Below are 23,640 nucleotides of genomic sequence, written 5' to 3'. Positions count from 1 at the left end.
CATGGACTTCACACCCACGGAGGAGCAGGCCGCGGCACGGGACCTCGCCGCCGAGATCTTCGGCGACCTGGCCACGCCCGAGCGGCTCACGGCGGCGGGGCCGGAGTCGGACGCCGAGCTGTGGAAGGCGCTGTGCGCGGCGGGGCTGCTGGGTGCGGTGGAGGAGGTCGGGCTGCTCGGCCTCGTGCTGCTGCTGGAGGAGCAGGGGAGGACGACGGCCCAGGTCCCCTTCGCGGCGAGCTGCGTCTATGGGGTGCTCGCGGTGGCCGCGCACGGCACGGAGGAGCAGCGGGGGCGATTGCTTCCGGGACTGCGGGACGGTACGGCGGTGGCGGCCGGGGCGTTTCCGGCGCGGGGTGGCGTGGTGGCCGTCGCGGAGGGGGCGCCGGGGGGCGGGTCGGCCGGGTCAGCTGGGGAGTCCGGGGCGACTGGCGGGCTGGCCGGGGTGCCCGCCGGAGAGCTGACGGGAACGCTGACCGGGGTGGTGCCCTGGGTGCCGTGGTTGCGGGATGCCACGGAGGCCCTGGTGGCGGTGCGTGAGCCGGAGACGCGGGGCGGCCACAGCCTGTGGAGGGTGCGGGTGGCCGACGCGGAGACCGAGCCCGTGGAACTGACCGCGCCGTGGGCGGCGGGGCGGTTGGTCCTGGACGGGACACCCGGGGAGCGGATAGGAGGAGGCGGGGCGTACGAGGACGTCCTGGCGAGCGCGCGGACCGCATTCGCGGGACTGCAGGCCGGGGTGTGCGCGGGGTCGCTGGCCCGCGCGGTGGCGCACACGAACGAGCGGGAGCAGTTCGGACGCCCTCTCGCGGCCAAGCAGGGAGTCCAACTCCGGGCGGCGGACGCCCATATGGACACCGAGGCGATACGGGTCACGGCGTACGAGGCGGCGTGGCGGCGCGACGCGGGCCTGGCGTACGGCACCCATGCGCTGACCGCCGCGTGGTGGGCATCGGAGGGCGGAAAGCGTGTCGTGCACGCGGGCCAGCATCTGCACGGAGGCATGGGCGCCGACCTCGACCATCCGGTGCACCGGCACTTCCTGTGGGGGCGGCAGCTGGACGCGTACCTGGGGTGCGGCAGCGAAGTGCTGGCAGAAATGGGGGATTTGATCGCGCAGGACGCGCAGGGCCCACAGGTCGGGGGCCCGCAGGCGCCGCAGGCCTCGCGCGAGGGGGCGGCATGACGGGGGCGACACCCAGGCAGGAGGAGGGGCGACATGACGGGGGACGGGACGACGTGATCGGGAGACAGCAAGCCGCAGCAAGCCAGCAAGCCGCAGCAAGTCAACAAGCCGCAGCGAGACAGCGCGCCACAGCTAACCAGCAAGCCGCAGCAAAGGGAGGAGAAGTCGTGCGGGTCGGGGACGAGCTGCCGGAGCTCACCATCCCGGTCACCCGGACACTGATCGTCTCCGGTGCGATCGCCTCGCGGGACTACCAGGACGTTCATCACGACGCCGTGGCGGCGCAGGAGAAGGGGTCCCCCGACATCTTCATGAACATCCTGACCACGAACGGCCTGGTGGGCCGGTACATCACCGACCACTTCGGTTCCGGTGCGGTCCTCCGCAAGGTGGCGATCCGTCTCGGGGCGCCCAACTACCCCGGGGACACGATGGTGTTGACCGGCTCCGTGGAGCAGGTCGACGGGGACACGGCCACGGTGAGGGTGGTCGGTGCCAACGGCATGGGCAAGCACGCCACCGGCACGGTCACGGTCACCGTGCCGGGTGGGGGAAGAGGCAAGGAACACGGCGGGGCCTCGGCAGGGGGCGCGGCATGAGCGTACGTACGCGTGACCTCCTCGGCGGGAAGGCCGCCGTGGCCGGGATAGGAGCCACCGAGTTCTCCAAGGAGTCGGGGCGCAGTGAGCTCAGGCTCGCCGTGGAGGCGGTGGGCCTCGCGCTCGACGACGCCGGGCTGAGTCCCGCCGACGTGGACGGCATGGTCACGTTCACCATGGACACGAATCCGGAGATCACCGTCGCGCAGGCGGCCGGCATCGGGGAGCTGTCGTTCTTCTCGCGCGTCCACTACGGCGGTGGTGCCGCTTGTGCGACCGTGCAGCAGGCGGCGCTGGCGGTGGCGACCGGGGTGGCCGAAGTCGTCGTCTGCTACCGCGCGTTCAACGAACGGTCGGGCCGCCGCTTCGGTTCGGGCGTGCAGCACCGGGAGCCGTCGGCGGAGGGGGCGGCGCTCGGCTGGTCCCTGCCGTTCGGGTTGCTGACCCCCGCCTCCTGGGTGGCGATGGCGGCCCAGCGCTATCTGCACACCTACGGCCTCACCTCCGATGCCTTCGGCCATGTGGCGGTCACCGACCGGAAGTACGCGGCAACCAACCCGGCGGCCTATTTCCACGGGAAGCCGATCACGCTCGCCGACCACGCCGCCTCGCGCTGGATCGTCGAGCCGCTCAGGCTCCTGGACTGCTGCCAGGAGACCGACGGCGGGCAGGCCATCGTCGTGACGAACGTGGAGCGGGCCCGCGATCTGCCGAAGCCGCCGGCGGTGATCACGGCGGCGGCCCAGGGGGCGGGCCGGGCGCAGGAGCAGATGACGAGTTTCTACCGCGACGACCTGAGCGGGCTGCCGGAAATGAGTGTGGTGGCGAAGCAGTTGTGGCGCAGCTCCGGGCTCGCGCCCGGGGACATCGACGTGGGCATCCTCTACGACCACTTCACTCCGTTCGTGCTGATGCAGCTGGAGGAGTTCGGTTTCTGCGGGCCGGGTGAGGCGGCGGACTTCGTGGCCGGGGAGACGCTGCCGCTGAACACGCACGGAGGGCAGCTCGGGGAGGCGTATCTGCACGGGATGAACGGCATAGCGGAGGCGGTCCGGCAGGTGCGCGGCACGGCCGTGAATCAGATACCGGGCGCGGCGCGCACGCTGGTCACCGCGGGCACCGGTGTCCCTACATCAGGGTTGATTCTGGCGGCGGACGGCTGAACGCGGCGCGTGTCCCGGGCACGGCGGAGGCTCTGGGCCCTTCACTCGGCGTATGAGCTGCCGAAAGCTGATGATGGGACTTGTCGTCTCCGCCACCCTCTCCGCGACCCTCGCCGCCGCCGTCCCGGCTCCGGCTGCCCCAGCCGCTCCGGCTCCGGCTGCCCCAGCCGCGCCGCCGACCCCACCGGCTCCGGCTGACCCGGCTGCCTCCGTCGGGTGGCCGGCCGGGGTGTCGACCTTCCGCGGGCGGGCCTTCGACACCTGCCTCGCTCCGTCCGCCGACACGATGCGCCGCTGGAAGTCCTCCAACTACGGGGCGGTCGGCGTCTACTACGCGGGCAGAGGCCGGGCCTGCAAGCGCCAGCCGAACCTGAGCCGGGCCTGGATGCGCACGGTGCGGGCGCAGGGGTGGAAGGTGCTGCCGGTGTACGTCGGTTCGCAGTCGCCCTGCGTGACGGCGAAGCACAAGAAGAACGTCCGCATGGGGCGGTACCCCGTGCGGCAGGGGACACAGGAGGGACGTGACGCGGTACGAAAGGCGAGGGCACTCGGGATGAGGAGGCTCAGCCCGCTCTACCTGGACATGGAGTCGTACACCTACCGTCAGAAGTGGTGCGCGCACGGCACCCTGGCGTTCGTGCGGGCGTGGAACCGTGAGGTGCGCAGGTTCGGGTACGTTCCGGGCTTCTACAGCAGTGCGAGTTCCGGCGTACGGCACATGGAGACGGCGCGGCGGGCGGGGGTGCGGGATCTGCCGTCGGTGATGTGGTTCGCGCGCTGGCACACGCGGCCGCACCTGTACCGCGAGCCGGTGCTGCGGCGCGACGCGTGGCGCCCTGAGCGGCGCATTCACCAGTACGCGGGCAACGTGAAGGAGAGGCACGGCGGGCGCACGCTCAAGATCGACAGGAATCTCGTGCACGCGCCGGTGGCCCGCGTCGGCTAGTCCTTGGGCGGGCACGCGCGGGCCGGGAGCGCGACCCTCTCAGGGATGAACCCTCAGGGGTGTGCTCCGCCTCCTCCACCTTCAGGAGGTGGGGCTACCACCCCGCGTACAACCTGAGGCGGACACGGCTTAGGGACCTGCGGCCGATCCGCTGAAGTAGGGGGCGCTTCTAGCGTGGAGCCATGACCGTATCCATGGTGCCCATGTGCACCAGCGCATCGAAGGCCGCGACGCGGACAGCGAGTCCTTCGGCGTATCCGTCGTTCGCGTCGTACGTCCGGGCACGTCAGCCCGTGTTGCTGCGCACCGCGCGCTCGCTGACCGCGAATCCCAGCGATGCCGAGGATCTGCTGCAGACCGCCCTCACCAAGACCTATGTCGCGTGGGACCGGATCGAGGACCACCGGGCGCTCGACGGGTACGTGCGCCGGGCCCTCCTGAACACCCGGACCTCGCAGTGGCGCAAGCGCAAGGTCGACGAGTTCGCGTGTGAAGAGCTGCCCGAGCCCGAGGTGACGCCGGTCGCGGACCCGGCCGAGCAGCAGGTGCTCAGGGACGCGATGTGGCGCGCGATCATGAAGCTGCCCGCGCGGCAGCGGGCGATGGTCGTCCTGCGGTACTACGAGGATCTGAGCGAGGCCCAGACCGCCGAGGTGCTCGGGGTGTCGATCGGCACGGTCAAGAGCGCGGTGTCGCGTGCGCTCGGCAAGCTGCGCGAGGACCCGGAGCTCACGCCGGTCCGCTGACCTCGGTCCGCTCACGCCGGTCCGCTGACCTCGGTCCGCTCACGCCGGTCCGCTGACCTCGGTCCGCTCACACCGGTCCGCTGACCTCGGTCCGCTCACACCGGTCCGCTGACCTCGGTCCGCTCACGCCGGTCCGCTGAGTTCCCGGACCGCCGGTGCCGTGGTCGGTGACAGCGTGGTCACGGGTGGGACCTTTCTTCTCCCGACCTAGTGACATACCGTGCGGTATGCGGCAAGAATCTGGCGAGCCCTACTGCCAGGTAGGTCATCCGGGAGCCGCCCTGGATGAATGCCGCGCGCCCATCGGGAGGACGCCGTGCTGAGCACGATGCAGGACGTACCACTGACCGTCACCCGCATCCTCCGGCACGGGACGACCGTGCACGGGTCGTCGCAGGTCACCACGTGGACCGGCGAGTCCACCCCGCAGCGCCGCAGCTTCCGCGAGATCGGCGAACGAGCCGCCCAGCTGGCGCACGCGCTGCGCGAGGACCTCGGCGTCGACGGCGACGAGCGAGTCGCCACTTTCATGTGGAACAACGCCGAGCACGTCGAGGCCTACTTCGCGGTCCCCTGTATGGGCGCCGTGCTGCACACCCTCAATCTCCGGCTGCCCGCCGACCAGCTGACCTGGATCGTGAACCACGCGGCCGACCGCGTGATCATCGTCAACGGCTCCCTCATCCCGCTGCTCGCGCCCCTCCTCCCGCAGCTGCCGACCGTCGAACACCTGGTGGTCTCGGGCCCCGGCGACCGTTCGCCGCTGGCCGGAATCCAGGCGCGGGTGCACGAGTACGAGGACCTGATCGCCGCCAAGCCCACGGCGTACGACTGGCCTGAGCTGGACGAACGTACGGCCGCAGCCATGTGCTACACCTCCGGCACCACCGGAGACCCCAAGGGCGTCGTCTACTCCCACCGCTCCATCTACCTGCACTCGATGCAGGTCAACATGAGCGAGTCGATGGGCCTGACGGACGCCGACACCACGCTCGTCGTCGTCCCGCAGTTCCACGTCAACGCCTGGGGCCTGCCGCACGCGACGCTGATGACCGGCGTGAACATGCTGATGCCGGACCGTTTCCTGCAGCCCGCCCCGCTCGCCGAGATGATCGAGACCGAGCGGCCCACGCACGCGGCCGCCGTCCCCACCATCTGGCAGGGGCTGCTCGCCGAACTCACCGCGAAGCCGCGCGACGTCAGCTCGCTCGGCCAGGTCACCATCGGCGGCTCGGCCTGCCCGCCCTCGCTGATGGAGGCCTTCGACAAGCTGGGCATGCGGGTCTGCCACGCCTGGGGCATGACGGAGACCTCCCCGCTCGGCACGGTCGCCCGCCCGCCGGCCAAGGCCCTCGGTACCGACGACGAGTTCGCCTACCGCCTCACCCAGGGCCGTTTCCCGACCGGCGTCGAGGCCCGCCTGGTCGGCCCCGGCGGCGAGTACCTGCCCTGGGACGGCGAGTCCGCGGGCGAGCTGGAGGTGCGCGGGCCGTGGATCGCGGGCGCGTACTACGGCGGCGCGGGCGGCGAGGAGCTCAAGCCCGAGGACAAGTTCAGCGCGGACGGCTGGCTGAAGACCGGCGACGTCGGCGTGATCAGCCCGGACGGCTTCCTGACGCTCACCGACCGCGCCAAGGACGTCATCAAGTCGGGCGGCGAGTGGATCTCCAGCGTCGAACTGGAGAACGCGATCATGGCCCACCCGGACGTCGCGGAGGCGGCCGTCGTCGCCGTCCCCGACGACAAGTGGGGCGAACGCCCGCTCGCCACGGTCGTGTTGAAGGAGGGCGCGAACCTCGAGTACGCCGCCCTGCGCGACTTCCTCGCGGGCACCATCGCCAAGTGGCAGCTGCCCGAGCGCTGGGCGATCGTGCCGGCCGTGCCCAAGACGAGTGTCGGCAAGTTCGACAAGAAGGTGCTGCGCAAGCAGTACGCGGCCGGGGAACTGGACGTCACCAAGCTCTGACGGCAGACGCGTTGCGCCGCTCCCCCTCAGCCGGGGGAGCGGCGCAACGCGCATGTCCGAAGGCCGGAGGGCTAGTTCGTGCCGATCTTCGCAAGCAGGTCCACGATGCGGCCCTGCACCTCGGTGCTCGTCGACCGCTCCGCGAGGAACAGCACCGTCTCCCCCGCCGCGAGCCGCGGCAGCTCCGTCTCGTCGACGGCGGCGGTGTAGACGACGAGCGGGGTGCGGTTCAACTGACCGTTCGCACGCAGCCAGTCGATGATCCCGGCCCGGCGACGGCGCACCTGCATCAGGTCCATCACCACCAGGTTCGGCCGCATCTGCGCCGCGAGCGTCACCGCGTCCGCGTCGCTCTCCGCCCGCGCGACCTGCATGCCACGCCGTTCGAGCGTCGCGGTCAGGGCGAGCGCGATCTCCTCGTGCTCCTCGATGAGCAGGACACGCGGCGGGTGCTGCTCGCTGTCGCGGGGCGCGAGGGCCTTCAGGAGTACGGCGGGGTCGGCGCCGTACGCCGCCTCGCGCGTCGCCTGGCCGAGGCCCGCCGTGACGAGCACGGGAACCTCGGCGGCCACGGCGGCTGTGCGCAGCGATTGCAGGGCCGTACGCGTGATCGGTCCGGTCAGCGGGTCCACGAACAGGGCCGCGGGGAACGCCGCGATCTGGGCGTCGACCTCCTCGCGGGAGTTCACGATGACGGGACGGTAGCCGCGGTCGCTCAGCGCCTGCTGGGTGGTGACGTCGGGCGCGGGCCAGACGAGCAGGCGGCGCGGGTTGTCCAGCGGCTCGGGCGGCAGTTCGTCGTCCATGGGCTGCGGCTGGGGCCGGTTGGCGACCTCGACGGCGCCGCCGGGGCCGTCCAGCGGCTCCGGGCCCTCGTCGGCGTTCTCGTCCGGGGCGCCGATGGCGTACGCCCGTCCCGCGCCCTCGCTGGAGGAGGCGATACGGGACTGCGGGTGGGCCGGTTGCGCCTGGGGGTGCGGGCGCGCCGCGGCCTCGGGGCGGTCATCGCCCGCGAGGGCGGGGGGAGTGGACAGCCTGCGCCGCCGCCCCGAACCTCCCACGGAGCCACCGAGGGAACCGCCCTGGGTTCCGCCCTGGGTTCCGCCGAGGGTGTGGGACTGCGTCTGACCGGGAGCCGGGGGCGCCGCGGGAGCTGCGGGCTGGGCAGGCTGGGCGGGCGCCTGCTCAGGGAGCGGTCCGGCGGTGGGCGGCTGCGGGGCAGGGGCGGGCTGCGGTGCCGGAGCGGGCTGTGGGGCCTGCTGGGCCGGGGGCGCCTGCGGAGGCTGCGGTGCTGTCACCGGTGCAGCCGGTGCAGCCGGTGCAGCCGGAGTGCCCGGAGCTACCGGAGCACCTGCGGCACCCGGCGTTCCTGGAGTACCCGGCGTTCCTGGAGTACCCGGAGTACCCGGAGTACCCGGAGTACCCGGAGTACCCGGAGTACCCGGAGTACCCGGAGTTCCCGGAACCTGCCCCCTCCCCTGAAGCCCGAGACGGCGCTGCTGCTGCTCGGAGATCTGCTGGCCGAAGGGCACGCCCTGCCCGAGCGTGCGCACGCTGATCGAGCGCCCCTGCGTCGAGTTGGGGTCGCCGGGCGCGGCCTCGGCGGGCAGCGGCTGCGCGGCCCGCCCGCCCTGGGTCCCGCGCTCGGGCGGGAGTGCGACACCCCTGCCGGGCGTGTGGACGCCGCGTGCCGGAGTGCCTTCGGCGTACGTCGTGGGCTGTGAGGGAACACCGGCGGGCGGCGTACCTTGCGCGCCCCCCGCAGGACCGGCGGGCGCGGGTGCGGGTGCGGGCGCTCCGGGAGCGACAGGCGCCCCCGGCGCGGCGGAAGCGGAAGCGGCAGCAGCGACAGAGGGCGCCGCCCCCTGCTCCAGCCCCTGCTGACCCTGACCCAAGCCCTGACCCAAGCCCTGGCCCTGGCCCTGCTCCAGCCCCTGCTGACCCTGACCCTGTGCCGCACGCGACCGGCGGCGGCCCGTCGGGGCGTCCGCGGGGTGCGGCTGCGGCGGGGTGTGGTCGTCGGCCGGGTGGTGCAGGGCCGCTTCGTGCTGCCCCGTGTCGTCCTGGTCCGCAGAGGCCGGCGGCAGCGCGAAGACGCGCCCGCTGGGTGCCTCCTCGGCGGCGGCCCGCTCCTTGGCGGCGGCCAGCGCACGGCGACGCCGCCCCGTCGGACGGGGCGAGCCCTCGCCCGGGTCACCGGCGACCGCCACAGCCGTCCCGGCCCCGGAAGCACCGCTCCCGGAAGCACCGCTCCCGGAGGCGTCGCCCGAAGGCAGAGCGGGCGGCAACGCCAGTTGGTCGTCGTTCCGTCGAGCCCGTTGCCCGGAAGCGGCAGGGGCCACCCCTCCCGCGGGAACCGGTACGCCCTGCGGCGGCACCGTCTCCCCCAGAGCAGCGGACCCGGCAGCATGCTCAGCGGCAGTCACGACGGAGCCCACGGAATGCACGGAACTCCCAAGGCCCTCCGCAGCGCTCGGCCGCCCGCGCCGCCGCCCCGTACCACCGGCAGCCTGCGTACCCGCGCCCAGCGCCGACGCCTCCGAAGCCACCGGCACCTCAGCCGAAGCCGTGCCCTGAGCCGCGCCCTCCGCGTGGGCCTGCCCCTCGGCAGCCCCAGCAGCCTCCGCCGCCCGCCGACCCCGACGCCGCCCGGTCCCACTGGGAGAAGCCGAGCCCCCCTCGGGGACGGCACCCCCCGAAGTCCCACCGTCGGAAGCCCCGGCGGAAACCCCGTCGGCAACCGCACTCTCCAGGAACGAGTCGACGGAGGGACCAGCCGCCCGCCGCGCCCGGCGCCGCCCGCCACCCGTCGCAGGCGAAGCCTGCGCGGGCACCACGACCGAAGAACCGACAGGACCGTCCGCGCCATCCGCAACCGCAGGCGCGGGCGCGGGCGCAACGGTCCCGCCCCCCGCACCGATCGGCACCTCAAGTACGTACGCGTTGCCGCTCATCCCCGGCACCTCGTGCGTCTGCAGCACGCCGCCGTGCGCCCGCACGATGCCCCGGACGATCGGTTCGTGCACCGGGTCTCCCCCGGCGTACGGCCCCCGCACCTCGATGCGGACGACCTCGCCGCGCTGGGCCGCGGCCACGACCACCGTCGAGTCCACGTACCCACCGGGGGCCACGGCCGAAGGGGCCGCCCCGGCCCGTGCGTTGCCCGTGGCGTCGATGCCCGCCACGTCGGCGACCAGGTGGGCGAGCGCCGTGGCGAGCCGCCCCGGGTCCACCTCGACCTCGATCGGCGGCGCGTGCACCGCGAACTGCGCGCGTCCGGGCCCGATCAGCTCGACCGCGCCCTCCACACCGCTCGCGACGACGGCGTCGAGCATGACCTTCGCGCGCGACAGCTCGTCCGCGCCCGAGTCGAGCAACTGGAAGCCGAGGACATTGTCGACAAGGGTGGTGATGCGCGCGTATCCAGCCGAGAGGTGGTGAAGCACCTGATTCGCCTCGGGCCACAACTGCCCGGCGTCGTCCGCCGCGAGAGCAGACAGCTCGCGCCGCAGCTCGTCGAGCGGGCCACGCAACGACGAACCGAGCACGGCGAGCAGCTGCTCGTGCCGCGCGGCCAGCGCGTCGTACCGCGCCTTCTCGCGCTCGGCGAGCTCCTCGAACCGGTCCTTCTCGCGCTCGGCGAGCGCCGCGTACCGCTCCTGCTCGGCGGCGATCTCCTCGGCGCGCTGCTCGGCGGCGGCGGCGAGTTCGGCCGCGTGCCGCTCGGTCGCCGCGCGCAGCTCCTCGGTGCGCCGCTCGGTCGCGGCCTGCATCTCCTGCGCGTGCGCCGCGAGGGCGGCCTCGTGCTCCTCGGCCAGCGCGTCGTAGGGCCGCCGGTCGGTGAACGTCATGACCGCGCCGACGAGCTGATCGCCGTCCCGCACGGGGGCTGTCGTCAGGTCGACGGCGACCCGGTCGCCGCTCTTGGACCACAACACCTGCCCGCGCACCCGGTGCTTGCGCCCGGAGCGGAGTGTGTCGGCGAGGGGGGACTCCTCGTACGGGAAGGGCTCGCCGTCGGCGCGCGAGTGGAGCACCAGATGGTGCAGCTGCTGCCCGCCGAGGTCGCTGGCCCTGAAGCCCAGTATCTGCGCGGCGGCGGGGTTGACGAGGACGACCCGCCCCTCGGTGTCCGTCCCGACGACACCCTCCGCGGCGGCGCGCAGGATCATCTCGGTCTGCCGCTGGGAACGCGCGAGTTCGGCCTCGGTGTCCACGGCGCCCGAAAGGTCGCGTACGACGAGCATGAGCAACTCGTCGCCGGTGTAGCCGTAATTGTCGTAGGCGTCCCGGATGTCCTCGAGGTTCGAGCTGGTGACCTCGACGGGGAACTCGCTGCCGTCCGTGCGGCGCGCGACCATCCGCGTGGGCTTCGTGCGCCCGCGCTCGTCGATGGATTCGGGCCTGCGCATCGATCCGGGAATGAGCCGGGAGTCGAACTCCGGCAACAGATCGAGGAGCCCGCGGCCCACGAGGGCTGTGCCCGGTGCCTCGAACGCCTCCAGCGCGATCGCGTTCGCGTTCACGACGGTCCCGTTCGCGTTCACGAGGACCAGCGCGTCCGGGAGCGCGTCGAGTATGGCTGCGAGGCGAGCAGCGCCTCGGGATGGCCTGCTGCTCACGACGACGCTTCCTCCCTGGTTACTGCTGCTTGCCGACTCGCCCAGGCCATCTTGCCCCGCGGCCCGCGGCGTGTCACGGGAGGGAGTCTACGGGGAGTGGTTGTGCGCGCGACGCCGGATGAGAGGGAGGTCGCACGCAGAAGATGTGTGGCTTCCGTACCGCCTGGTCACGACGAGGTCCCGGCCGGGCGGTTTTCGCCGTGGCCGGGAACCGATTCAGAAGTGGCCGGAAGTGGCCGGAACGGATCGGCGGAGTCAGGCGCCGGTCTCGGGCAGCACCGGGACGAGCCGGTTCCACCGGGAGATCTCGCATCCGTTGCTGCGGTTGTACGTCGCGTCGACGGGCCGTCCGTTCCACGTCCCCGTGATGTGCGCGGTGGCGGGGCCGCCGTACTGCATGGTGCAGTTCGAGTCGGCCGGCGTGGGCGCGAACGTGTCGGTGCCCCAGGTGCCCTCGTCGAGCTTCGCGCACGCGTCCTTGGCCTGCGGGTGCGTGCCGCCCGCCGGGTGGCACTCCAGCTCGAACTTCCCGTCCCGGCCGTTCCCGGTGTCGGTGACCTCCACCGTGAGCCGGTTGGGGGTCGACTCCGTCACCGGCGTGGGCAGGGGCAGCGGCCCCATGTCGGCATGGGCGACGGCGGGCGCGACGGACAGCGCGGCGACGGAGGCGGCGGCGGTGAGGACGAGACGGCGCAGCATGACGGGGCTCCACTGGGTGCGGGGTACCGGGTACGCGAACACGTACGGGCTCTACCGCGTCTAACGCCGTTGACGCCGCGACGTTGCGGGCAGGAGTCATGGGCACGGAGTTGCGGGCGCGGAGTCGTGCCCACGTAGCCGTGCCCACGTAGCCGTGCCCACAGAGCCATGGGCACGGAAAGATGCTTTGCCCTGCGGGCCGCCCGACTAGTACCTTGGAAGCCGCGATTGGTGACACGCCGCCCGGCTGTGTCATCATCTGCAACGCACCCCCGCGCTCGCGCCGGAGTGCAAGCTGGAGGCGTCGCCTAGTCCGGTCTATGGCGCCGCACTGCTAATGCGGTTTGGGACTTAAATCCCATCGAGGGTTCAAATCCCTCCGCCTCCGCTGCAAGATCCGAAGCCCCGGTCCTGATGGACCGGGGCTTCGGCGCTTCCTGCTCATGAGGAACGTTTCCGCAGGTCGCAAGCGGTGCGGCTAACGGATTTCACATGGCGGCGGCGGTCATGTAATGTTCTTCCTGTCGCCGCGAACGGGCCGAAAGGCCGGGAAGCGAAGACAGAAAACAGAAAAATCAAGCACTCGTAGCTTAACGGATAGAGCATCTGACTACGGATCAGAAGGTTGCAGGTTCGAATCCTGCCGAGTGCACACAGTCGAAAGGCCCCCGGTTCGCCGGGGGCCTTTCGCGTTGTCCGGGGGCGGCCCCCGCACCGGGTGCGGGGGCGGTGCCCGGTCAGGCTGCCGTGGCCTCGGCCGGAGCGGCCGGGCTGGTCGGGCGGCTGGTCGGGGGCTGGGTCACCGGGCGGCGGCGGGCCGGCATGCCGAGCAGGGGGTTGGCGACGCCCCAGGCCGCGCCCTTGCAGATCAGTTCCTTGTAGAGGGCGGCGAGGCGTCCTGTCAGGGCCGCGTTGACCGAGCGGTCGTCGGCGGTGACGTACTGGATCAGGCCCTCCTTGCGGCCCAGCGAGATGCACTGGTTGAAGTAGCGCATCGGCGTCTTCGGGACCTTCTGGCCGGTCAGGCGGGCCGCGATGGCGTCGGCGGCCTGCCAGGCCATGGGGGTGCCGGTGGCGCACGACATCCGCAGCGGCTTGTCGCCGGGGCCCATCGCCATGGCCGCGTCGCCGATCGCGTACACGTCCGGGTGCGAGACCGAGCGCATGCTGCGGTCCACCACGATCTGGCCGGTGTCGGTGACCTCCAGGGCCGTGGCCTCCGCGATCGGGTGCACCGCGAAGCCGGTGGTCCATACGGTGACCGCGGCCGGGATGACCTCTCCGTCGGCCGTGGTGACCTGGTCGGCCCGTACGCCGGTGACGGCGGTCTGCTCGTACGCGGTGATGCCGAGCCCGGCGAAGACCTTCCGCACGTGCTCGCGGCCCTTGGGCGAGAGCCAGTCGCCGAGTCCGCCGCGGGCGGCCAGGGCGACGTCGAGGTCCGGGCGGGCCTCGGCGATCTCGGTCGCCGCCTCCAGACCGGTCAGGCCGCCGCCCACGACGAGCACGCTCTCCCCGGCGCCGAGGCCGGCCAGGCGCTCGCGCAGCCGGAGCGCTCCGGGGCGGCTCGCGATCTCGTGGGCGTGCTCGGCGGTACCGGGGACGCCCTGGGTGTTCCAGCCGCTGCCGATGGCGTACACGAGGGTGTCGTATGCCAGTTCGGCGGTGCCCTGTGCGTTGCTGACGGAGACGGCCTTGCGGTCGACGTCGACCGCGGTGACCTTCGCGAGCCTCAGTTCGACGCCCGTGCCCGCGAACATCTCGCTGAAGGGCCGGTGCCTGAGGTCCTGGCCGACCGTGAGCTGGTGCATCCGGACGCGCTCGACGAAGTCGGGCTCCGGGTTCACGAGGGTGATGGCGACGTCCTCGCGGCGCAGCCGCCTGGCGAGGCGTCCGGCGGCGATGGCTCCGGTGTATCCGGCTCCGATGACGACGATGCGGTGCTGCTGCATTTTCCTGCTCCTGTCATCAGCTCTTCAGCGGGTTCGCCACTTGAACCGGGCAGCCCGGCGATTCCTGACAGGTGTGTGGTGTGAAGCAGGTCACATCGTGGTGGTGGGGGTCAGAACGCCTTGAGCAGGGGTTCCCCGTGGTCCGTCGCCGCCCACTGCCGGGTCGCGCGTTCGAGCTTGTCGGGGTTGACCTGGTTGCGGAACGCGACGATGCCGTCCGCGGCGATCTCCAGGCACATGACGCCGACGACCCGGCCCTCGACGGCCACCACCAGGGCGGGGCCGCCGTTCGCCGTCGCGGCCCAGACGTCGGGCGAGCCGCCGACGATGGCGCGCTTGGCCTCGCTGGGCTTGCCGAACAGACCCCGCATGAACTTCGCGACCGCGATGGCGCCCTCGAACGCCTTGGCGCGCGCGGGGACCTTGCCGCCGCCGTCGCCGATGGAGATGGCGTCCTGCGTGAGCAGCCGTACGAGCGGCTCGGTCTGTCCGCTGGTGGCGGCTGCGAGGAACTCCTCGACGATGCGCTGGGCGGTGGCCTCGTCGATCTCGGTGCGGGCCTTGCCGGCCGCGACGTGCTTCTTGGCGCGGTGAAAGATCTGCTGGCCCGCGGACTCGGTGATGTCGAGGATCTCCGCGATCTCCCGGTGCGAGTAGCCGAAGGCCTCGCGCAGCACGTACACCACGCGCTCGTTGGGCGAGAGGCGCTCCATCAGGGCGAGGACCGCGTACGAGACGGATTCGCGCTGCTCGGCGGTGTCGGCGGGGCCGAGCATCGGGTCACCGGCGAGCAGGGGCTCGGGCAGCCACTGGCCCACGTAGGTCTCGCGGCGGGCGCGGGCCGAGGTGAGCTGGTTGAGGCACAGGTTGGTGAGGACCTTCGTCAGCCAGGCCTCGGGGACCTCGACGCGGTCGACGTCGGCGGCCTGCCAGCGCAGGAAGGTGTCCTGCACGGCGTCCTCGGCGTCGCTCGCCGATCCGAGGAGGCGGTAGGCGATGGCTTCGAGGCGGGGCCTCGCGGCCTCGAACCGGTCCACGTCGTTCACGGTCAGAGCCATGCTGCGGATCCTAGCCCGCGCCCCCTGAGGCTCCCATGACCGTCCCATGACGGACTCCGATGTGATCATCGGCACAGCTGTGGTGAACCTCGCCGGAGTCACGTATTCCGCACATAGCGTGATCAACGACCAAGTAAGTCCTGCTTTATTGGAGGATTTTGATGCGCAAGTTGTACTCGGGGAAGCGCAAGCTCGCGGTCGTCGGGACGCTGACGGCGATCGCCATCGGTGTGCCGGCCGTGGGTGCGGTGGCGGCGGAGATCAGCGGGAGCCGGCTGCCCTTCTCCATAGCCACCGCGGGGAACAAGGAGGACGGTGACCGCTGGAAGGGCAAGAGCAGCGGTCACGCCAAGGCCTGTGGCGATGTGCCGGTGAACGACACCCGTACGTTCAGCGCGTACATCTACCAGGACAAGAGCTTCCGCCCCGACCCGAAGATCGCCGGCACCTCCCGCAGCTACAAGCAGGCGTACGGCTGCAGTGGCTACAAGGGCACCAGCACCAGTGGCAAGTACTACACCAAGGCCACCTGGGCCGGGATTCCCGGCAGCCGGGCCTACGGTTACGTGAACGCCCAGAACTGATTCGTGAACGCCCAGAACTGATCAGGAATCACGTGACCATCAGCAAGAGCGCCGCCGCGACCGGCTCCCAGCCGGTCGCGGCGGTCGCGGCCGTGACCGTCCAGTACGGCTCCACGGTCGCCCTCGACGACGTGTCCCTCGAATTTCCCTCCGGCGTCACCGGACTGCTCGGCCCCAACGGGGCGGGGAAGAGCACCCTGTTGTCGCTGCTCAGCACGGCTCGCAGACCCAAGTCCGGTTCCGTCACCCTCCTCGGTGACGAAGCGCCGGGGCGGGCGCGGGTGCAGCGGATCCGGCAGCGGATCGGGGTGCTCCCGCAGTCCTTCGGGTTCTATCCCCGCTTCACCGTCCAGGAGTTCACCGAGTACGCGGCCTGGCTGCGCAAGGTGCCTGCGGGCGAGCGGCGGGAGCGGGCCCGCGACGCCTTGCGCCTGGTCCAGATGGAGAAGCACGCGGACCGGAAGATGGGCGCCCTGTCCGGCGGCATGCTGCGCCGCGTCGGCATCGCCCAGGCCATGGTCAACGAACCGGCCCTGGTGCTCCTCGACGAACCGACCGTGGGCCTCGACCCGGCCCAGCGCGTCGGATTCCGGGCGCTGATCCAGGAGTTGGGCGAGCGTTCCGCCGTGGTGATGAGCACGCACCTCGCCGAGGACGTCGCCCACGTGTGCGACCGGGTGGCGGTACTCCTCGAAGGTTCGGTCCGCTTCACGGGGACGGTCGCCGAGCTGTGCGCGCTGCCGGACGGGGGCGTGACCGGCGAGGACGGCAAGGAAGTCGACGGGGGAGCCGTGGAAGCCGGTTATCTGCATCTCGCCGGTACGGAAGCGGTGGCGACCTGATGCGTGTGCTGCTGACCGAGATGCGGCGCGGCGAGGCCAAGTGGGCCGCCGCGCTCATGGGAGCCATCGGCGTCTACTACTTCACCGCCGACAGCCCCGACGAGAGCGACTGGATCGGTTGGTGGACCCAGACCAGCCTCCAGGTCCAGCTCTACTCGGTGATCGTGATGGGCTCGGTGATGAGTGCGGCCGCCGCCTGGGGAGCAGGCCGCGCCTTCCGGCACCGCACCAGGGTCTGGGCGGACACCGCGGCGCGCGGTGGCTGGGCGCAGGCGCTGCTGCTGTGGCTCGCGGTGTGGCTGTGGGCGCTGCTCGCGTACGCGGTGCTCGTGGCCGTCGCGTTCTCGCGGACCGCGGGGGTCAGTGACGTCAGCGAGCCCGCCTGGACGCCGCTGCTGCTCGGGGCCGGGATGATGGGCCTGGAGATCGCCGTGGGGGTCGCGATCGGTTCGGCGCTGCCGTCCCGCGTCGTCGCTCCCTTCGCGGGAATCTTCTGGTACGGGCTCTTCGTCTTCGTCGCGTTCGTCCCCGACACCCCGCTGGACAAGCTGTTCCCGGCGATAGACGAGTTCTGGAGCTCGGAGTTCGAGCCCAACACCACGCGCATGCTGATCGCCTTCGCCTGGTGCCTGGCCCTCGGGCTGCTCCTGACCGCACTGCCCGCGCTGCGGCGCCGTGCGTCGCTCACCCCGCGGCCCCTCGCCCTCGGGGCGCTCGTCGTGGCGGCCGTCGTCGCGGGCGGGGCGCTGGTGGCCTTCCGTACGCCGACGCCCGACTCGTACTGGGCGGTGCGCAAGGCCCAGCCCGCGCAGCCGCTCTGCGCCACCAGTGGCGGCACGAAGGTGTGCCTGTGGCCGGAGGACCGCCATCTCCTGCCGAAGGCCCGCGCCGCGGTGAAGACGGTCGACGCGCGGCTCGGCTCGCTGAAGGGCCTCAACCGCGCCTTCTACGCGAGCGGCCTGAAGCGGCCGTCGGACGCCGCCGAACTGTCCCTGATGACGCCGGCCGAGACCGAGGCCGACCTGACCGACGCGCTCTTCGCGGCGGCCCTTCCCCAGCCCAAGTCCTCCTCCTGCGAGCCCCACCTGCTCAAGGAGACCGGCGGCTACCCCGACACGTTCCTCTTCGAGGCCGTCATCCGCGCCCGCGCAGGGGCGCCCGGCGAGTACTACGGCGAGAAGTTCGGCCGCGTCCTCGCCCGGGTCACCGAGGCCCCGGCAGCGAAGCAGGACGCGTGGATCGAGGAGGCGGCCGGGGACATCCGCGCCTGCCGCGCCGTCCCGGAGCCGCCGCGGTGAACGCCGCGACCGCCTTCGTACGGTGTCGTGGCCTGCCCCGGGCGGCCGGTGTCGCGCTGCTGATCGCCCTCGCGGCGACCGCGTTCGCGGGGCAGCGGGTTGCGGTGCCGGAGTTCCGCTATCTGGTCGACTTCAGCGTGCCGGTGGCGGAGATCGTGCCGCTCGCCCACGCGGTGGTCCTCGCCACCACGCTCTTCTCGCCGATGGCGGACCTGGAGCAGACCGCGGCCCAGCCGATGAGCCGCCTGCGGGGCGGGTATCTGGTGCTGCTGCTGGTGCTCGCCCTCGGCCTGACCGCGCTGCCGCTGCTCTCCGGCGCGACCGCCGAGGTGTTCGCCTCGGCGGCCCGCAACGTCGTCGGCTACCTCGGCCTCGGCATGATCAGCGCCCGCCTCTTCGGCAGCGGGCTCGCCTGGCTGCTGCCGCTCGGCATGTTCGGCCCGACGCTGCTGCTCGGCGTGGACAGCGACAACACCCCGGAGCCGTGGGCCTGGTCGCTGCACGCGTCGTCCAGTACGTCGGCCGCTGTGGTGGCCGTGCTGCTGTGGCTGACGGGAGTGGTGGCCGCGGCGACGGGCCGCCCTCGGCAGACGGAGCGGGCGGAGCAGTAGGGGCGCCGGGCTGCGCGAGACTGTGGGCATGGAGTGGCGCAGTGCGGGGCTGAGCTGGGCGGACGGTGCGGACGGCGCACGGCCCGTGCTCGTGTGGGAGCGGGGGGACGCCGTCAGTCCGCTGGTCGTGGGTCGGCGCGTGGGCTTCCGCGCGCTGGGCCACAGGGGGTGCGTGGGGGCCCGGGGCAACCCCTGCCCGGTGGCCGCCCCGGTCCCGGCGCGGGGGACGCAGGCCCGGTGCGCGGAGTGCGCGCGCCTCGACCGTGCGCATTCGGTGGCCGCCGACACGATCGCCGACGATCCGCGTACGTACCGCGTGTACTTGGCGTGGTTCGGCGCTGAGCTGCTCAAGGTGGGGATCACCCGAGAGGAACGAGGCTCCGCCCGGCTCCTCGAACAGGGAGCGATGGCCTTCGCCTGGCTGGGGCGCGGGCCTCTGATGGCGGCGCGCCGGGCCGAGGAGCTGCTGCGGGTGGCCCTCGGGGTGCCGGACCGGATCTCGTACGCGAGGAAGCGTGCCGTGCGGGCGACCTTGCCGGGCGCGGAGGAGCGCCGACGCGAACTGGAGGCACTCCACGGCTTCGCCCTCGCGCTCGAAGGCTGGCCGGAGTCGCTGGAACGGCTGCGGGCGGCTGTCGTGGACCACGGCGAGACGTTCGGCCTTGACCGCCTCGCGGGCGACGCGGGCCACGCGGTGACGGAACTCGTAGACGGTGGGGTGGTGCTGGGCGACGTCGTGGCGGTGGCGGGCCCGGACATCTACCTCACCAACGCCGACCGCCTGCTCGTCCTGGACAGCCGACTGCTGCGGGGCTGGCGACTGGAGGGGCCGGGGGAGGCAACGCACACGAGTGTGCCGGTGCGGGAGATCCCGGCGATCCAGGGCGGGCTTTTCTGACCTTTTCCGGGACCGAGGACCGCGTACCTTCTTGGCTGACCGAATGGTCAAGTCTCTCTGCCCGTACGGCAATGAAGGGCGGGCGAGGGTGGACAGGCTGGTGGGGGCGGTTGAGGGTGGGGGCATGAGTGATCAATCCGAATCCGTCAGACCTGTCCAGAACTTCGAACCCCCTTACTACGCCGTCGTGTTCACCTCCCTGCGGACCGACTCCGACGACGGTTACGACGAGACCGGCGAGCGTATGGACGAGATCGTCGCCTCTGTTCCCGGCTTCCTGGGGATGGACTCCGCGCGGACGCCCGGCGGGCTCGGCATCACCGTCGGGTACTTCCGCGACGTAGAAGCGATCAAGCAGTGGCGCGGCAACGCCGAGCACCGTACGGCGCAGAAGCGGGGGCGCGCCGAGTGGTACGAGCGGTACGTCGTCCATGTTGCCAAGGTGGAGCGGAGCTACGGCTTCGAGCGGGGGTAGGGGGGCGGCTTGGCTGGCCGTCCGTTGCAGGTAAATCCCGGCGGCAGTCCCTCCCGCCGGGATTTCCCTGCAACCCATCCACCTCAGCGCAGCCTGTGACCCCTGCTCTCCGCCACCCGCAGCGCGTCCTGCAACGCCTCCGTCAACCTCTGCGCGAGGTAGCGGAGTTCGCCCTCGGGAGCGTCCGCGAGCATGCCTCGCGCGTATGTGAGTAGTTCGCCGCCCATGCCGAGCTGTACGGACTCCATGGCGTCGGCGACCCGGGATACCGGGCCCGTCGCGTCGCCGATCAGGTAGCAGGGCCTGCCCTCCGGGCCGGACCAGGGCAGCAGGCGGGCGGGGGTGATGAGGTCGTCGTCGTCCGTCATCAAGCCACCTCCACGCCGTGGATCCAGTACGGGCCGGGCGTGTCCAACCCGAGGGTTGCCAGGGCCAGTTCGCGGCGGCGTGCGTGTTGTTCGTGCGCGGTGAGGTAGGGGCGTACGAGGCGGGTCGCCTCACCGGTCAGGGGGAGCAGGGCGTCCAGGCCGTAGCGGCTGCGGGGCGTGGAGGGGGTGGGGTCCGCTGGTCTGGGTGGTGTGGGGGCGGTTGCCGTGGGCGTGGGCTCGGGGATCAGGAAGAGTCTCACCCAGGCGGTCAGGCGGCGGATAAGGTCGGGCATGTCGTCAGCTCCGATGTAGCTGGTGGCCGTGCCCCGGGGCGGTTCCAGCCGTCGCCGGGGCTTCCTTGCCAAGGCATACTGCCATCCGCGTACAGCAGTGTACTAGGGTCTGGTGGGTGTCGCACTGATGTGCCTAGTGTGCCGATGATGGTGCGGTGATGCAGTTCGCTCCGGATATCCCGCGCTGGCGCCAGGTCGCCGACATCATCCGTCGCCGGATCGAGGACGGGACGTACGCCCCGCGTACGCGAGTGCCGTCGGTCGTGCAGATCGTCGACGAGTTCGGCATCGCGACGGCCACCGCGCAGAAGGTGCACAAGGGGCTGCGCACAGAGGGGCTGATCTACACAGAGCCGGGTCTCGGCTCGTTCGTGTCCTCTCCCGAGTCGCGGCCCACGGGCCCCTTCGAGGACGAAGGGGACACTCGTGCTGTCTGGAAAGGGATCGCGGCAACGATCGCCAAGCGCATCGAGCAGGGCGAATACCCCGTAGGCGCACGGGTTCCGTCCGTGTTGGGGCTCTCCGCCGAGTTCGACATCGCGGGCTCGACCGCACAAAAGGTCCTGGCCCACCTCAGGGCGGAGGGGCTTGTGCGTACCGAGATGGGCCTCGGCACCTTTGTCGCTGAGCGCCCCGAGAGCCTGGGCAGTAGCGAGTAGCCAGGGCCTTAGCCCAGACCATGGGTCGGTAGGTGGCCGGTAGCCGGTGCAGATGGCCCGGGGCCTGGGACCCGGCCCCTGGTCGGTGGCTCTGGGCCGTAGCCGTAGCCGTAGCCGTAGTCCGAGTCCGAGTCCGAGTCCGAGTCCGAGCCGGAGCCTGGGCCGTGGCCTGCAGCCGGTAGCCGGTGCCGGTGCCGGTAGCCCGGGACCCAGGAGCCCGGCCCCTGGCCCGCAGCCGGGCAGCACCCCCCACCCCCCTTTCTCAGGAAATTCACAGGTTCCCGCAAGACCCCTCTAAGAGCCGCCCCGCACCCTTTGTGGCATGACTACGACCTCGCCCCAGGGGCGTACCGAACTGCTCAGGGCGGACGGGAGCCCCGTCCGCGTCCTCGTCGTCGATGACGAAGTCTCGTTGACCGAGCTGCTCTCCATGGCCCTGCGCTACGAAGGCTGGCAGATCCGCAGCGCCGGGGACGGCGCCGGTGCCGTACGCGCCGCGCGGTCCTTCCGGCCCGATGCCGTCGTGCTCGACATGATGCTGCCGGACATGGACGGCCTCGCCGTCCTCGGGCGGCTGCGGCGTGAACTGCCCGACGTCCCCGTGCTGTTCCTCACCGCCAAGGACGCCGTCGAGGACCGCATCGCCGGACTCACCGCCGGGGGCGACGACTACGTCACCAAGCCCTTCAGCCTGGAGGAGGTCGTGGCCCGGCTGCGCGGGCTCATCCGCCGGGCCGGGGCCGCCGACCGGCGCAGTGAGTCCGTCCTCGCCGTCGGGGATCTGACCCTCGACGAGGACAGCCATGAGGTGACGCGCGGCGGGGACTCCATCCACCTCACTGCCACCGAGTTCGAGCTGCTGCGGTTCCTCATGCGCAACCCGCGCCGCGTGCTCAGCAAGGCGCAGATCCTCGACCGCGTGTGGAACTACGACTTCGGGGGCCAGGCCAACGTCGTCGAGCTCTACATCTCGTACCTCAGAAGGAAGATCGACGCCGGTCGTGAGCCGATGATCCACACGCGGCGCGGCGCCGGGTACCTGATCAAGGCCGCGCCCTTGGCCGAGGTGGCCGCCGCCTCATGACGCGGCGGCGGCAGCCGCGGTCGCTGCGGACGCGGCTCGTCGTCTCGGCGGTGGCGTTGATCGCCGTCGTCTGCGCGGTGATCGGCACGGTGACCACCATCGCGCTGCGCTCGCACCTGTACGAGCAACTGGACAGCTCGCTCGGCGCGGTGGCCATGCGCGCCTCGGGGCCGGTGCCGAAGCCGGGGGAGGACCTTCCCGGAGGCTTCTCCGAGGGCTCGGGCGATCCGTTGCGGTTCGTGTCCAAGGGGCCGCAGGAGATCGGCACCATCGGGGCCGTCGTCGAGGGTGATGGCTCTGTCGGCCAGGCCCTGGTCAGCAAGGACAGCGACAGCGGTGACGTGGCCCCGCGGGCCGAGCAGCTCGACGCGGGGCAGTCGGACGCGCTCGGCTCGGTCCCGCGTGACGGGCGCGCCCACAACGTCGACCTCCCGGGCCTCGGCGAGTACCGCGTCGAGTACACGACCGGCCCGCACGGCGACTTCCTCGTCGGCGTCCCCACCACCAAGGTGCAGAACACCCTCAATACGCTGATCATCGTCGAGGTCAGCGTCACCGCCGCGGGCCTGGTCGCCGCCTCGCTGGCCGGCGCCGCCATGGTCGGCGTCGCGCTCCGCCCGCTGCGCCGGGTCGCGGCGACGGCGACGCGCGTCTCCGAACTCCCGCTGCACAGCGGCGAGGTGACGCTGTACGAACGCGTCCCCGACGCGGCGCCGAACACGGAGGTCGGGCAGGTGGGCGCCGCGCTCAACCGCATGCTCGACCACGTCCACTCCGCGCTGCACGCGCGCCAGGAGAGCGAGACGCGCGTACGCCAGTTCGTCGCGGACGCCAGCCATGAGCTGCGTACGCCGCTGGCTTCGATTCGTGGCTATGCCGAACTGACGCGCAGGGGGCGGGAGTCCACCGGGCCCGACACCCGGCACGCCCTCGGGCGGATCGAGTCCGAGGCCCAGCGGATGTCGGGGTTGGTGGAGGATCTGCTGTTGCTTGCCCGTCTCGACGAGGGGCGGGACGGCGGGCATTCCGCGACCTCCGGCCACCCCGGAGCCAGACTGCCGCTCTCGTACGAGAGCACTGATCTCTCGCCGCTCGTCGTGGACACCGTGAGTGACGCGCGCGCCGCAGGGCCAGCGCACTACTGGGCCCTGGAGCTGCCGGACGAGCCCGCTCTCGTCCTCGCCGACCCTGCCCGCCTCCAGCAGGTCGTCGTCAATCTGCTGGCCAACGCGCGTACGCACACACCACCGGGCACGAAGGTCACCGCACGCGTACGGCGGGCCGGGACCTGTGTGCGCCTGGAGGTCGAGGACAACGGTCCCGGCATCTCCCCCGCCCTCCTCCCCCACGTCTTCGAGCGCTTCGCCCGCGGCGACGCCTCGCGCTCCCGCACCGCGGGTTCAACCGGGCTCGGACTCGCCCTCGTACAGGCCATCGTCACAGCACACGGCGGAGGCGTGACGGTGGACAGCGTGCCAGGACGGACGGTCTTTACGGTGACGCTGCCCGCAGCGTCCGACCAGGTCAGCAGCCCGGAACGGCACTCACAGTCGGGGCACAGGCTCACCACACAGGCCTGACAGAGCAGTTG

General features: G+C 71.9%; 21 protein-coding genes and 2 tRNA genes. 17 read left to right on the top strand and 6 right to left on the bottom strand.

Going from position 1 to position 23,640, the window contains the following annotated elements; genetic code table 11:
* The first annotated feature begins 1 nt into the window (after nucleotide 1).
* The 6 genes from ACWFRU_RS32705 to ACWFRU_RS32680 all read left to right on the top strand — a co-directional run bounded on the left by ACWFRU_RS32705 (nucleotide 2) and on the right by ACWFRU_RS32680 (nucleotide 6,606).
* Nucleotides 2-1,186 carry an acyl-CoA dehydrogenase family protein gene (locus ACWFRU_RS32705; RefSeq protein ID WP_453691753.1) on the top strand — a complete coding sequence of 395 codons (1,185 nt, stop codon included), beginning with the start codon at nucleotides 2-4 and terminating at the stop codon, nucleotides 1,184-1,186.
* A gap of 167 nt (nucleotides 1,187-1,353) precedes the next feature.
* Entirely contained in the window at nucleotides 1,354-1,785 is a 432-nt protein-coding gene (locus ACWFRU_RS32700; RefSeq protein WP_453691751.1) for a MaoC family dehydratase, read from the top strand.
* Nucleotides 1,782-2,948 carry a lipid-transfer protein gene (locus ACWFRU_RS32695; RefSeq protein WP_453691750.1) on the top strand — a complete coding sequence of 389 codons (1,167 nt, stop codon included), beginning with the start codon at nucleotides 1,782-1,784 and terminating at the stop codon, nucleotides 2,946-2,948. Before ACWFRU_RS32700 ends, ACWFRU_RS32695 begins: the two co-directional genes overlap by 4 nt.
* Before the next feature lie 52 nt (nucleotides 2,949-3,000).
* Complete coding sequence (locus tag ACWFRU_RS32690; RefSeq protein WP_453691748.1) at nucleotides 3,001-3,894, top strand: DUF1906 domain-containing protein; 894 nt, start codon at nucleotides 3,001-3,003, stop codon at nucleotides 3,892-3,894.
* Between the two features lie 182 nt (nucleotides 3,895-4,076).
* Nucleotides 4,077-4,640, top strand: coding sequence for a SigE family RNA polymerase sigma factor (locus ACWFRU_RS32685; protein WP_453691747.1), 564 nt, complete (start codon nucleotides 4,077-4,079; stop codon nucleotides 4,638-4,640).
* Nucleotides 4,641-4,956: 316 nt separating this feature from the next.
* A complete protein-coding gene (locus ACWFRU_RS32680; protein WP_453691745.1) occupies nucleotides 4,957-6,606 on the top strand; it encodes a long-chain fatty acid--CoA ligase in 1,650 nt (549 codons plus the stop codon).
* Nucleotides 6,607-6,677: 71 nt separating this feature from the next.
* Here ACWFRU_RS32680 and ACWFRU_RS32675 read toward each other — a convergent pair whose 3' ends face one another.
* Entirely contained in the window at nucleotides 6,678-11,228 is a 4,551-nt protein-coding gene (locus ACWFRU_RS32675) for a PAS domain-containing protein (protein WP_453691743.1), read from the bottom strand.
* 255 nt (nucleotides 11,229-11,483) lie between these two features.
* Complete coding sequence (locus ACWFRU_RS32670; RefSeq protein WP_453691741.1) at nucleotides 11,484-11,969, bottom strand: SSI family serine proteinase inhibitor; 486 nt, start codon at nucleotides 11,967-11,969, stop codon at nucleotides 11,484-11,486.
* Between the two features lie 255 nt (nucleotides 11,970-12,224).
* Here ACWFRU_RS32670 and ACWFRU_RS32665 point away from each other — a divergent pair.
* Together ACWFRU_RS32665 and ACWFRU_RS32660 are read left to right on the top strand one after the other, a co-directional pair.
* Nucleotides 12,225-12,315: transfer RNA gene (locus ACWFRU_RS32665), tRNA-Ser, on the top strand.
* Nucleotides 12,316-12,506: 191 nt separating this feature from the next.
* Nucleotides 12,507-12,579, top strand: a tRNA-Arg gene (locus ACWFRU_RS32660).
* 85 nt (nucleotides 12,580-12,664) lie between these two features.
* On the opposite strand, the gene ACWFRU_RS32655 is transcribed toward ACWFRU_RS32660, so the two are convergent.
* On the bottom strand, nucleotides 12,665-13,879 hold the full coding sequence (locus tag ACWFRU_RS32655) for an NAD(P)/FAD-dependent oxidoreductase (RefSeq protein ID WP_453691739.1): 1,215 nt from the start codon (nucleotides 13,877-13,879) through the stop codon (nucleotides 12,665-12,667).
* Between the two features lie 110 nt (nucleotides 13,880-13,989).
* The gene (sigJ, locus tag ACWFRU_RS32650) at nucleotides 13,990-14,937 is read right to left on the bottom strand and encodes an RNA polymerase sigma factor SigJ (RefSeq protein ID WP_453691738.1); all 948 of its coding nucleotides are present in this window, start codon (nucleotides 14,935-14,937) and stop codon (nucleotides 13,990-13,992) included.
* Nucleotides 14,938-15,098: 161 nt separating this feature from the next.
* On the opposite strand from sigJ, the gene ACWFRU_RS32645 reads away from it, so the two are divergent.
* The 6 genes from ACWFRU_RS32645 to ACWFRU_RS32620 all read left to right on the top strand — a co-directional run bounded on the left by ACWFRU_RS32645 (nucleotide 15,099) and on the right by ACWFRU_RS32620 (nucleotide 19,645).
* Nucleotides 15,099-15,521 carry a hypothetical protein gene (locus ACWFRU_RS32645; protein ID WP_453691736.1) on the top strand — a complete coding sequence of 141 codons (423 nt, stop codon included), beginning with the start codon at nucleotides 15,099-15,101 and terminating at the stop codon, nucleotides 15,519-15,521.
* 32 nt (nucleotides 15,522-15,553) lie between these two features.
* Nucleotides 15,554-16,363: an ATP-binding cassette domain-containing protein gene (locus tag ACWFRU_RS32640; RefSeq protein WP_453691735.1), complete on the top strand. Its 810-nt coding sequence runs from the start codon at nucleotides 15,554-15,556 to the stop codon at nucleotides 16,361-16,363.
* Nucleotides 16,363-17,661, top strand: a complete 1,299-nt coding sequence (locus tag ACWFRU_RS32635; RefSeq protein ID WP_453691734.1) for a DUF7224 domain-containing protein — start codon at nucleotides 16,363-16,365, stop codon at nucleotides 17,659-17,661. The genes ACWFRU_RS32640 and ACWFRU_RS32635 overlap by 1 nt, the downstream gene beginning before the upstream one ends.
* On the top strand, nucleotides 17,658-18,272 hold the full coding sequence (locus ACWFRU_RS32630) for a hypothetical protein (RefSeq protein WP_453691732.1): 615 nt from the start codon (nucleotides 17,658-17,660) through the stop codon (nucleotides 18,270-18,272). The genes ACWFRU_RS32635 and ACWFRU_RS32630 overlap by 4 nt, the downstream gene beginning before the upstream one ends.
* Nucleotides 18,273-18,300: 28 nt before the next feature.
* Nucleotides 18,301-19,170 carry a DUF2797 domain-containing protein gene (locus ACWFRU_RS32625; RefSeq protein ID WP_453691731.1) on the top strand — a complete coding sequence of 290 codons (870 nt, stop codon included), beginning with the start codon at nucleotides 18,301-18,303 and terminating at the stop codon, nucleotides 19,168-19,170.
* A gap of 124 nt (nucleotides 19,171-19,294) precedes the next feature.
* On the top strand, nucleotides 19,295-19,645 hold the full coding sequence (locus tag ACWFRU_RS32620; RefSeq protein ID WP_453691730.1) for an antibiotic biosynthesis monooxygenase family protein: 351 nt from the start codon (nucleotides 19,295-19,297) through the stop codon (nucleotides 19,643-19,645).
* An 83-nt stretch (nucleotides 19,646-19,728) separates the two neighbouring features.
* On the opposite strand, the gene ACWFRU_RS32615 is transcribed toward ACWFRU_RS32620, so the two are convergent.
* A complete protein-coding gene (locus tag ACWFRU_RS32615) occupies nucleotides 19,729-20,013 on the bottom strand; it encodes a hypothetical protein (protein ID WP_453691728.1) in 285 nt (94 codons plus the stop codon).
* Nucleotides 20,013-20,306 carry a hypothetical protein gene (locus ACWFRU_RS32610; protein ID WP_453691726.1) on the bottom strand — a complete coding sequence of 98 codons (294 nt, stop codon included), beginning with the start codon at nucleotides 20,304-20,306 and terminating at the stop codon, nucleotides 20,013-20,015. Before ACWFRU_RS32610 ends, ACWFRU_RS32615 begins: the two co-directional genes overlap by 1 nt.
* A 158-nt stretch (nucleotides 20,307-20,464) precedes the next feature.
* On the opposite strand from ACWFRU_RS32610, the gene ACWFRU_RS32605 reads away from it, so the two are divergent.
* The 3 genes from ACWFRU_RS32605 to ACWFRU_RS32595 all read left to right on the top strand — a co-directional run bounded on the left by ACWFRU_RS32605 (nucleotide 20,465) and on the right by ACWFRU_RS32595 (nucleotide 23,629).
* Complete coding sequence (locus ACWFRU_RS32605) at nucleotides 20,465-20,965, top strand: GntR family transcriptional regulator (protein WP_453691725.1); 501 nt, start codon at nucleotides 20,465-20,467, stop codon at nucleotides 20,963-20,965.
* A gap of 322 nt (nucleotides 20,966-21,287) precedes the next feature.
* On the top strand, nucleotides 21,288-22,049 hold the full coding sequence (locus ACWFRU_RS32600; RefSeq protein ID WP_453691724.1) for a response regulator transcription factor: 762 nt from the start codon (nucleotides 21,288-21,290) through the stop codon (nucleotides 22,047-22,049).
* On the top strand, nucleotides 22,046-23,629 hold the full coding sequence (locus ACWFRU_RS32595; protein ID WP_453691723.1) for a sensor histidine kinase: 1,584 nt from the start codon (nucleotides 22,046-22,048) through the stop codon (nucleotides 23,627-23,629). The genes ACWFRU_RS32600 and ACWFRU_RS32595 overlap by 4 nt, the downstream gene beginning before the upstream one ends.
* The last annotated feature ends 11 nt before the right edge of the window (nucleotides 23,630-23,640 follow it).

This window comes from Streptomyces sp. NPDC055099, from assembly GCF_053607685.1.
This window is presented reverse-complemented; position numbering and strand designations above follow the sequence as displayed.

What these genes read in the sequence shown, in the direction of transcription:
- ACWFRU_RS32690 (WP_453691748.1), top strand. Translation starts at nt 3,001, where the DNA reads ATGAGCTGCCGAAAGCTGATGATGGGACTTGTCGTCTCCGCCACCCTC.
- ACWFRU_RS32705 (WP_453691753.1), top strand. Translation starts at nt 2, where the DNA reads ATGGACTTCACACCCACGGAGGAGCAGGCCGCGGCACGGGACCTCGCC.
- ACWFRU_RS32610 (WP_453691726.1), bottom strand. Translation starts at nt 20,306, where the DNA reads ATGCCCGACCTTATCCGCCGCCTGACCGCCTGGGTGAGACTCTTCCTG.
- ACWFRU_RS32635 (WP_453691734.1), top strand. Translation starts at nt 16,363, where the DNA reads ATGCGTGTGCTGCTGACCGAGATGCGGCGCGGCGAGGCCAAGTGGGCC.
- sigJ (WP_453691738.1), bottom strand. Translation starts at nt 14,937, where the DNA reads ATGGCTCTGACCGTGAACGACGTGGACCGGTTCGAGGCCGCGAGGCCC.
- ACWFRU_RS32695 (WP_453691750.1), top strand. Translation starts at nt 1,782, where the DNA reads ATGAGCGTACGTACGCGTGACCTCCTCGGCGGGAAGGCCGCCGTGGCC.
- ACWFRU_RS32620 (WP_453691730.1), top strand. Translation starts at nt 19,295, where the DNA reads ATGAGTGATCAATCCGAATCCGTCAGACCTGTCCAGAACTTCGAACCC.
- ACWFRU_RS32615 (WP_453691728.1), bottom strand. Translation starts at nt 20,013, where the DNA reads ATGACGGACGACGACGACCTCATCACCCCCGCCCGCCTGCTGCCCTGG.
- ACWFRU_RS32685 (WP_453691747.1), top strand. Translation starts at nt 4,077, where the DNA reads ATGACCGTATCCATGGTGCCCATGTGCACCAGCGCATCGAAGGCCGCG.
- ACWFRU_RS32655 (WP_453691739.1), bottom strand. Translation starts at nt 13,879, where the DNA reads ATGCAGCAGCACCGCATCGTCGTCATCGGAGCCGGATACACCGGAGCC.
- ACWFRU_RS32595 (WP_453691723.1), top strand. Translation starts at nt 22,046, where the DNA reads ATGACGCGGCGGCGGCAGCCGCGGTCGCTGCGGACGCGGCTCGTCGTC.
- ACWFRU_RS32625 (WP_453691731.1), top strand. Translation starts at nt 18,301, where the DNA reads ATGGAGTGGCGCAGTGCGGGGCTGAGCTGGGCGGACGGTGCGGACGGC.
- ACWFRU_RS32605 (WP_453691725.1), top strand. Translation starts at nt 20,465, where the DNA reads ATGCAGTTCGCTCCGGATATCCCGCGCTGGCGCCAGGTCGCCGACATC.
- ACWFRU_RS32600 (WP_453691724.1), top strand. Translation starts at nt 21,288, where the DNA reads ATGACTACGACCTCGCCCCAGGGGCGTACCGAACTGCTCAGGGCGGAC.
- ACWFRU_RS32645 (WP_453691736.1), top strand. Translation starts at nt 15,099, where the DNA reads ATGCGCAAGTTGTACTCGGGGAAGCGCAAGCTCGCGGTCGTCGGGACG.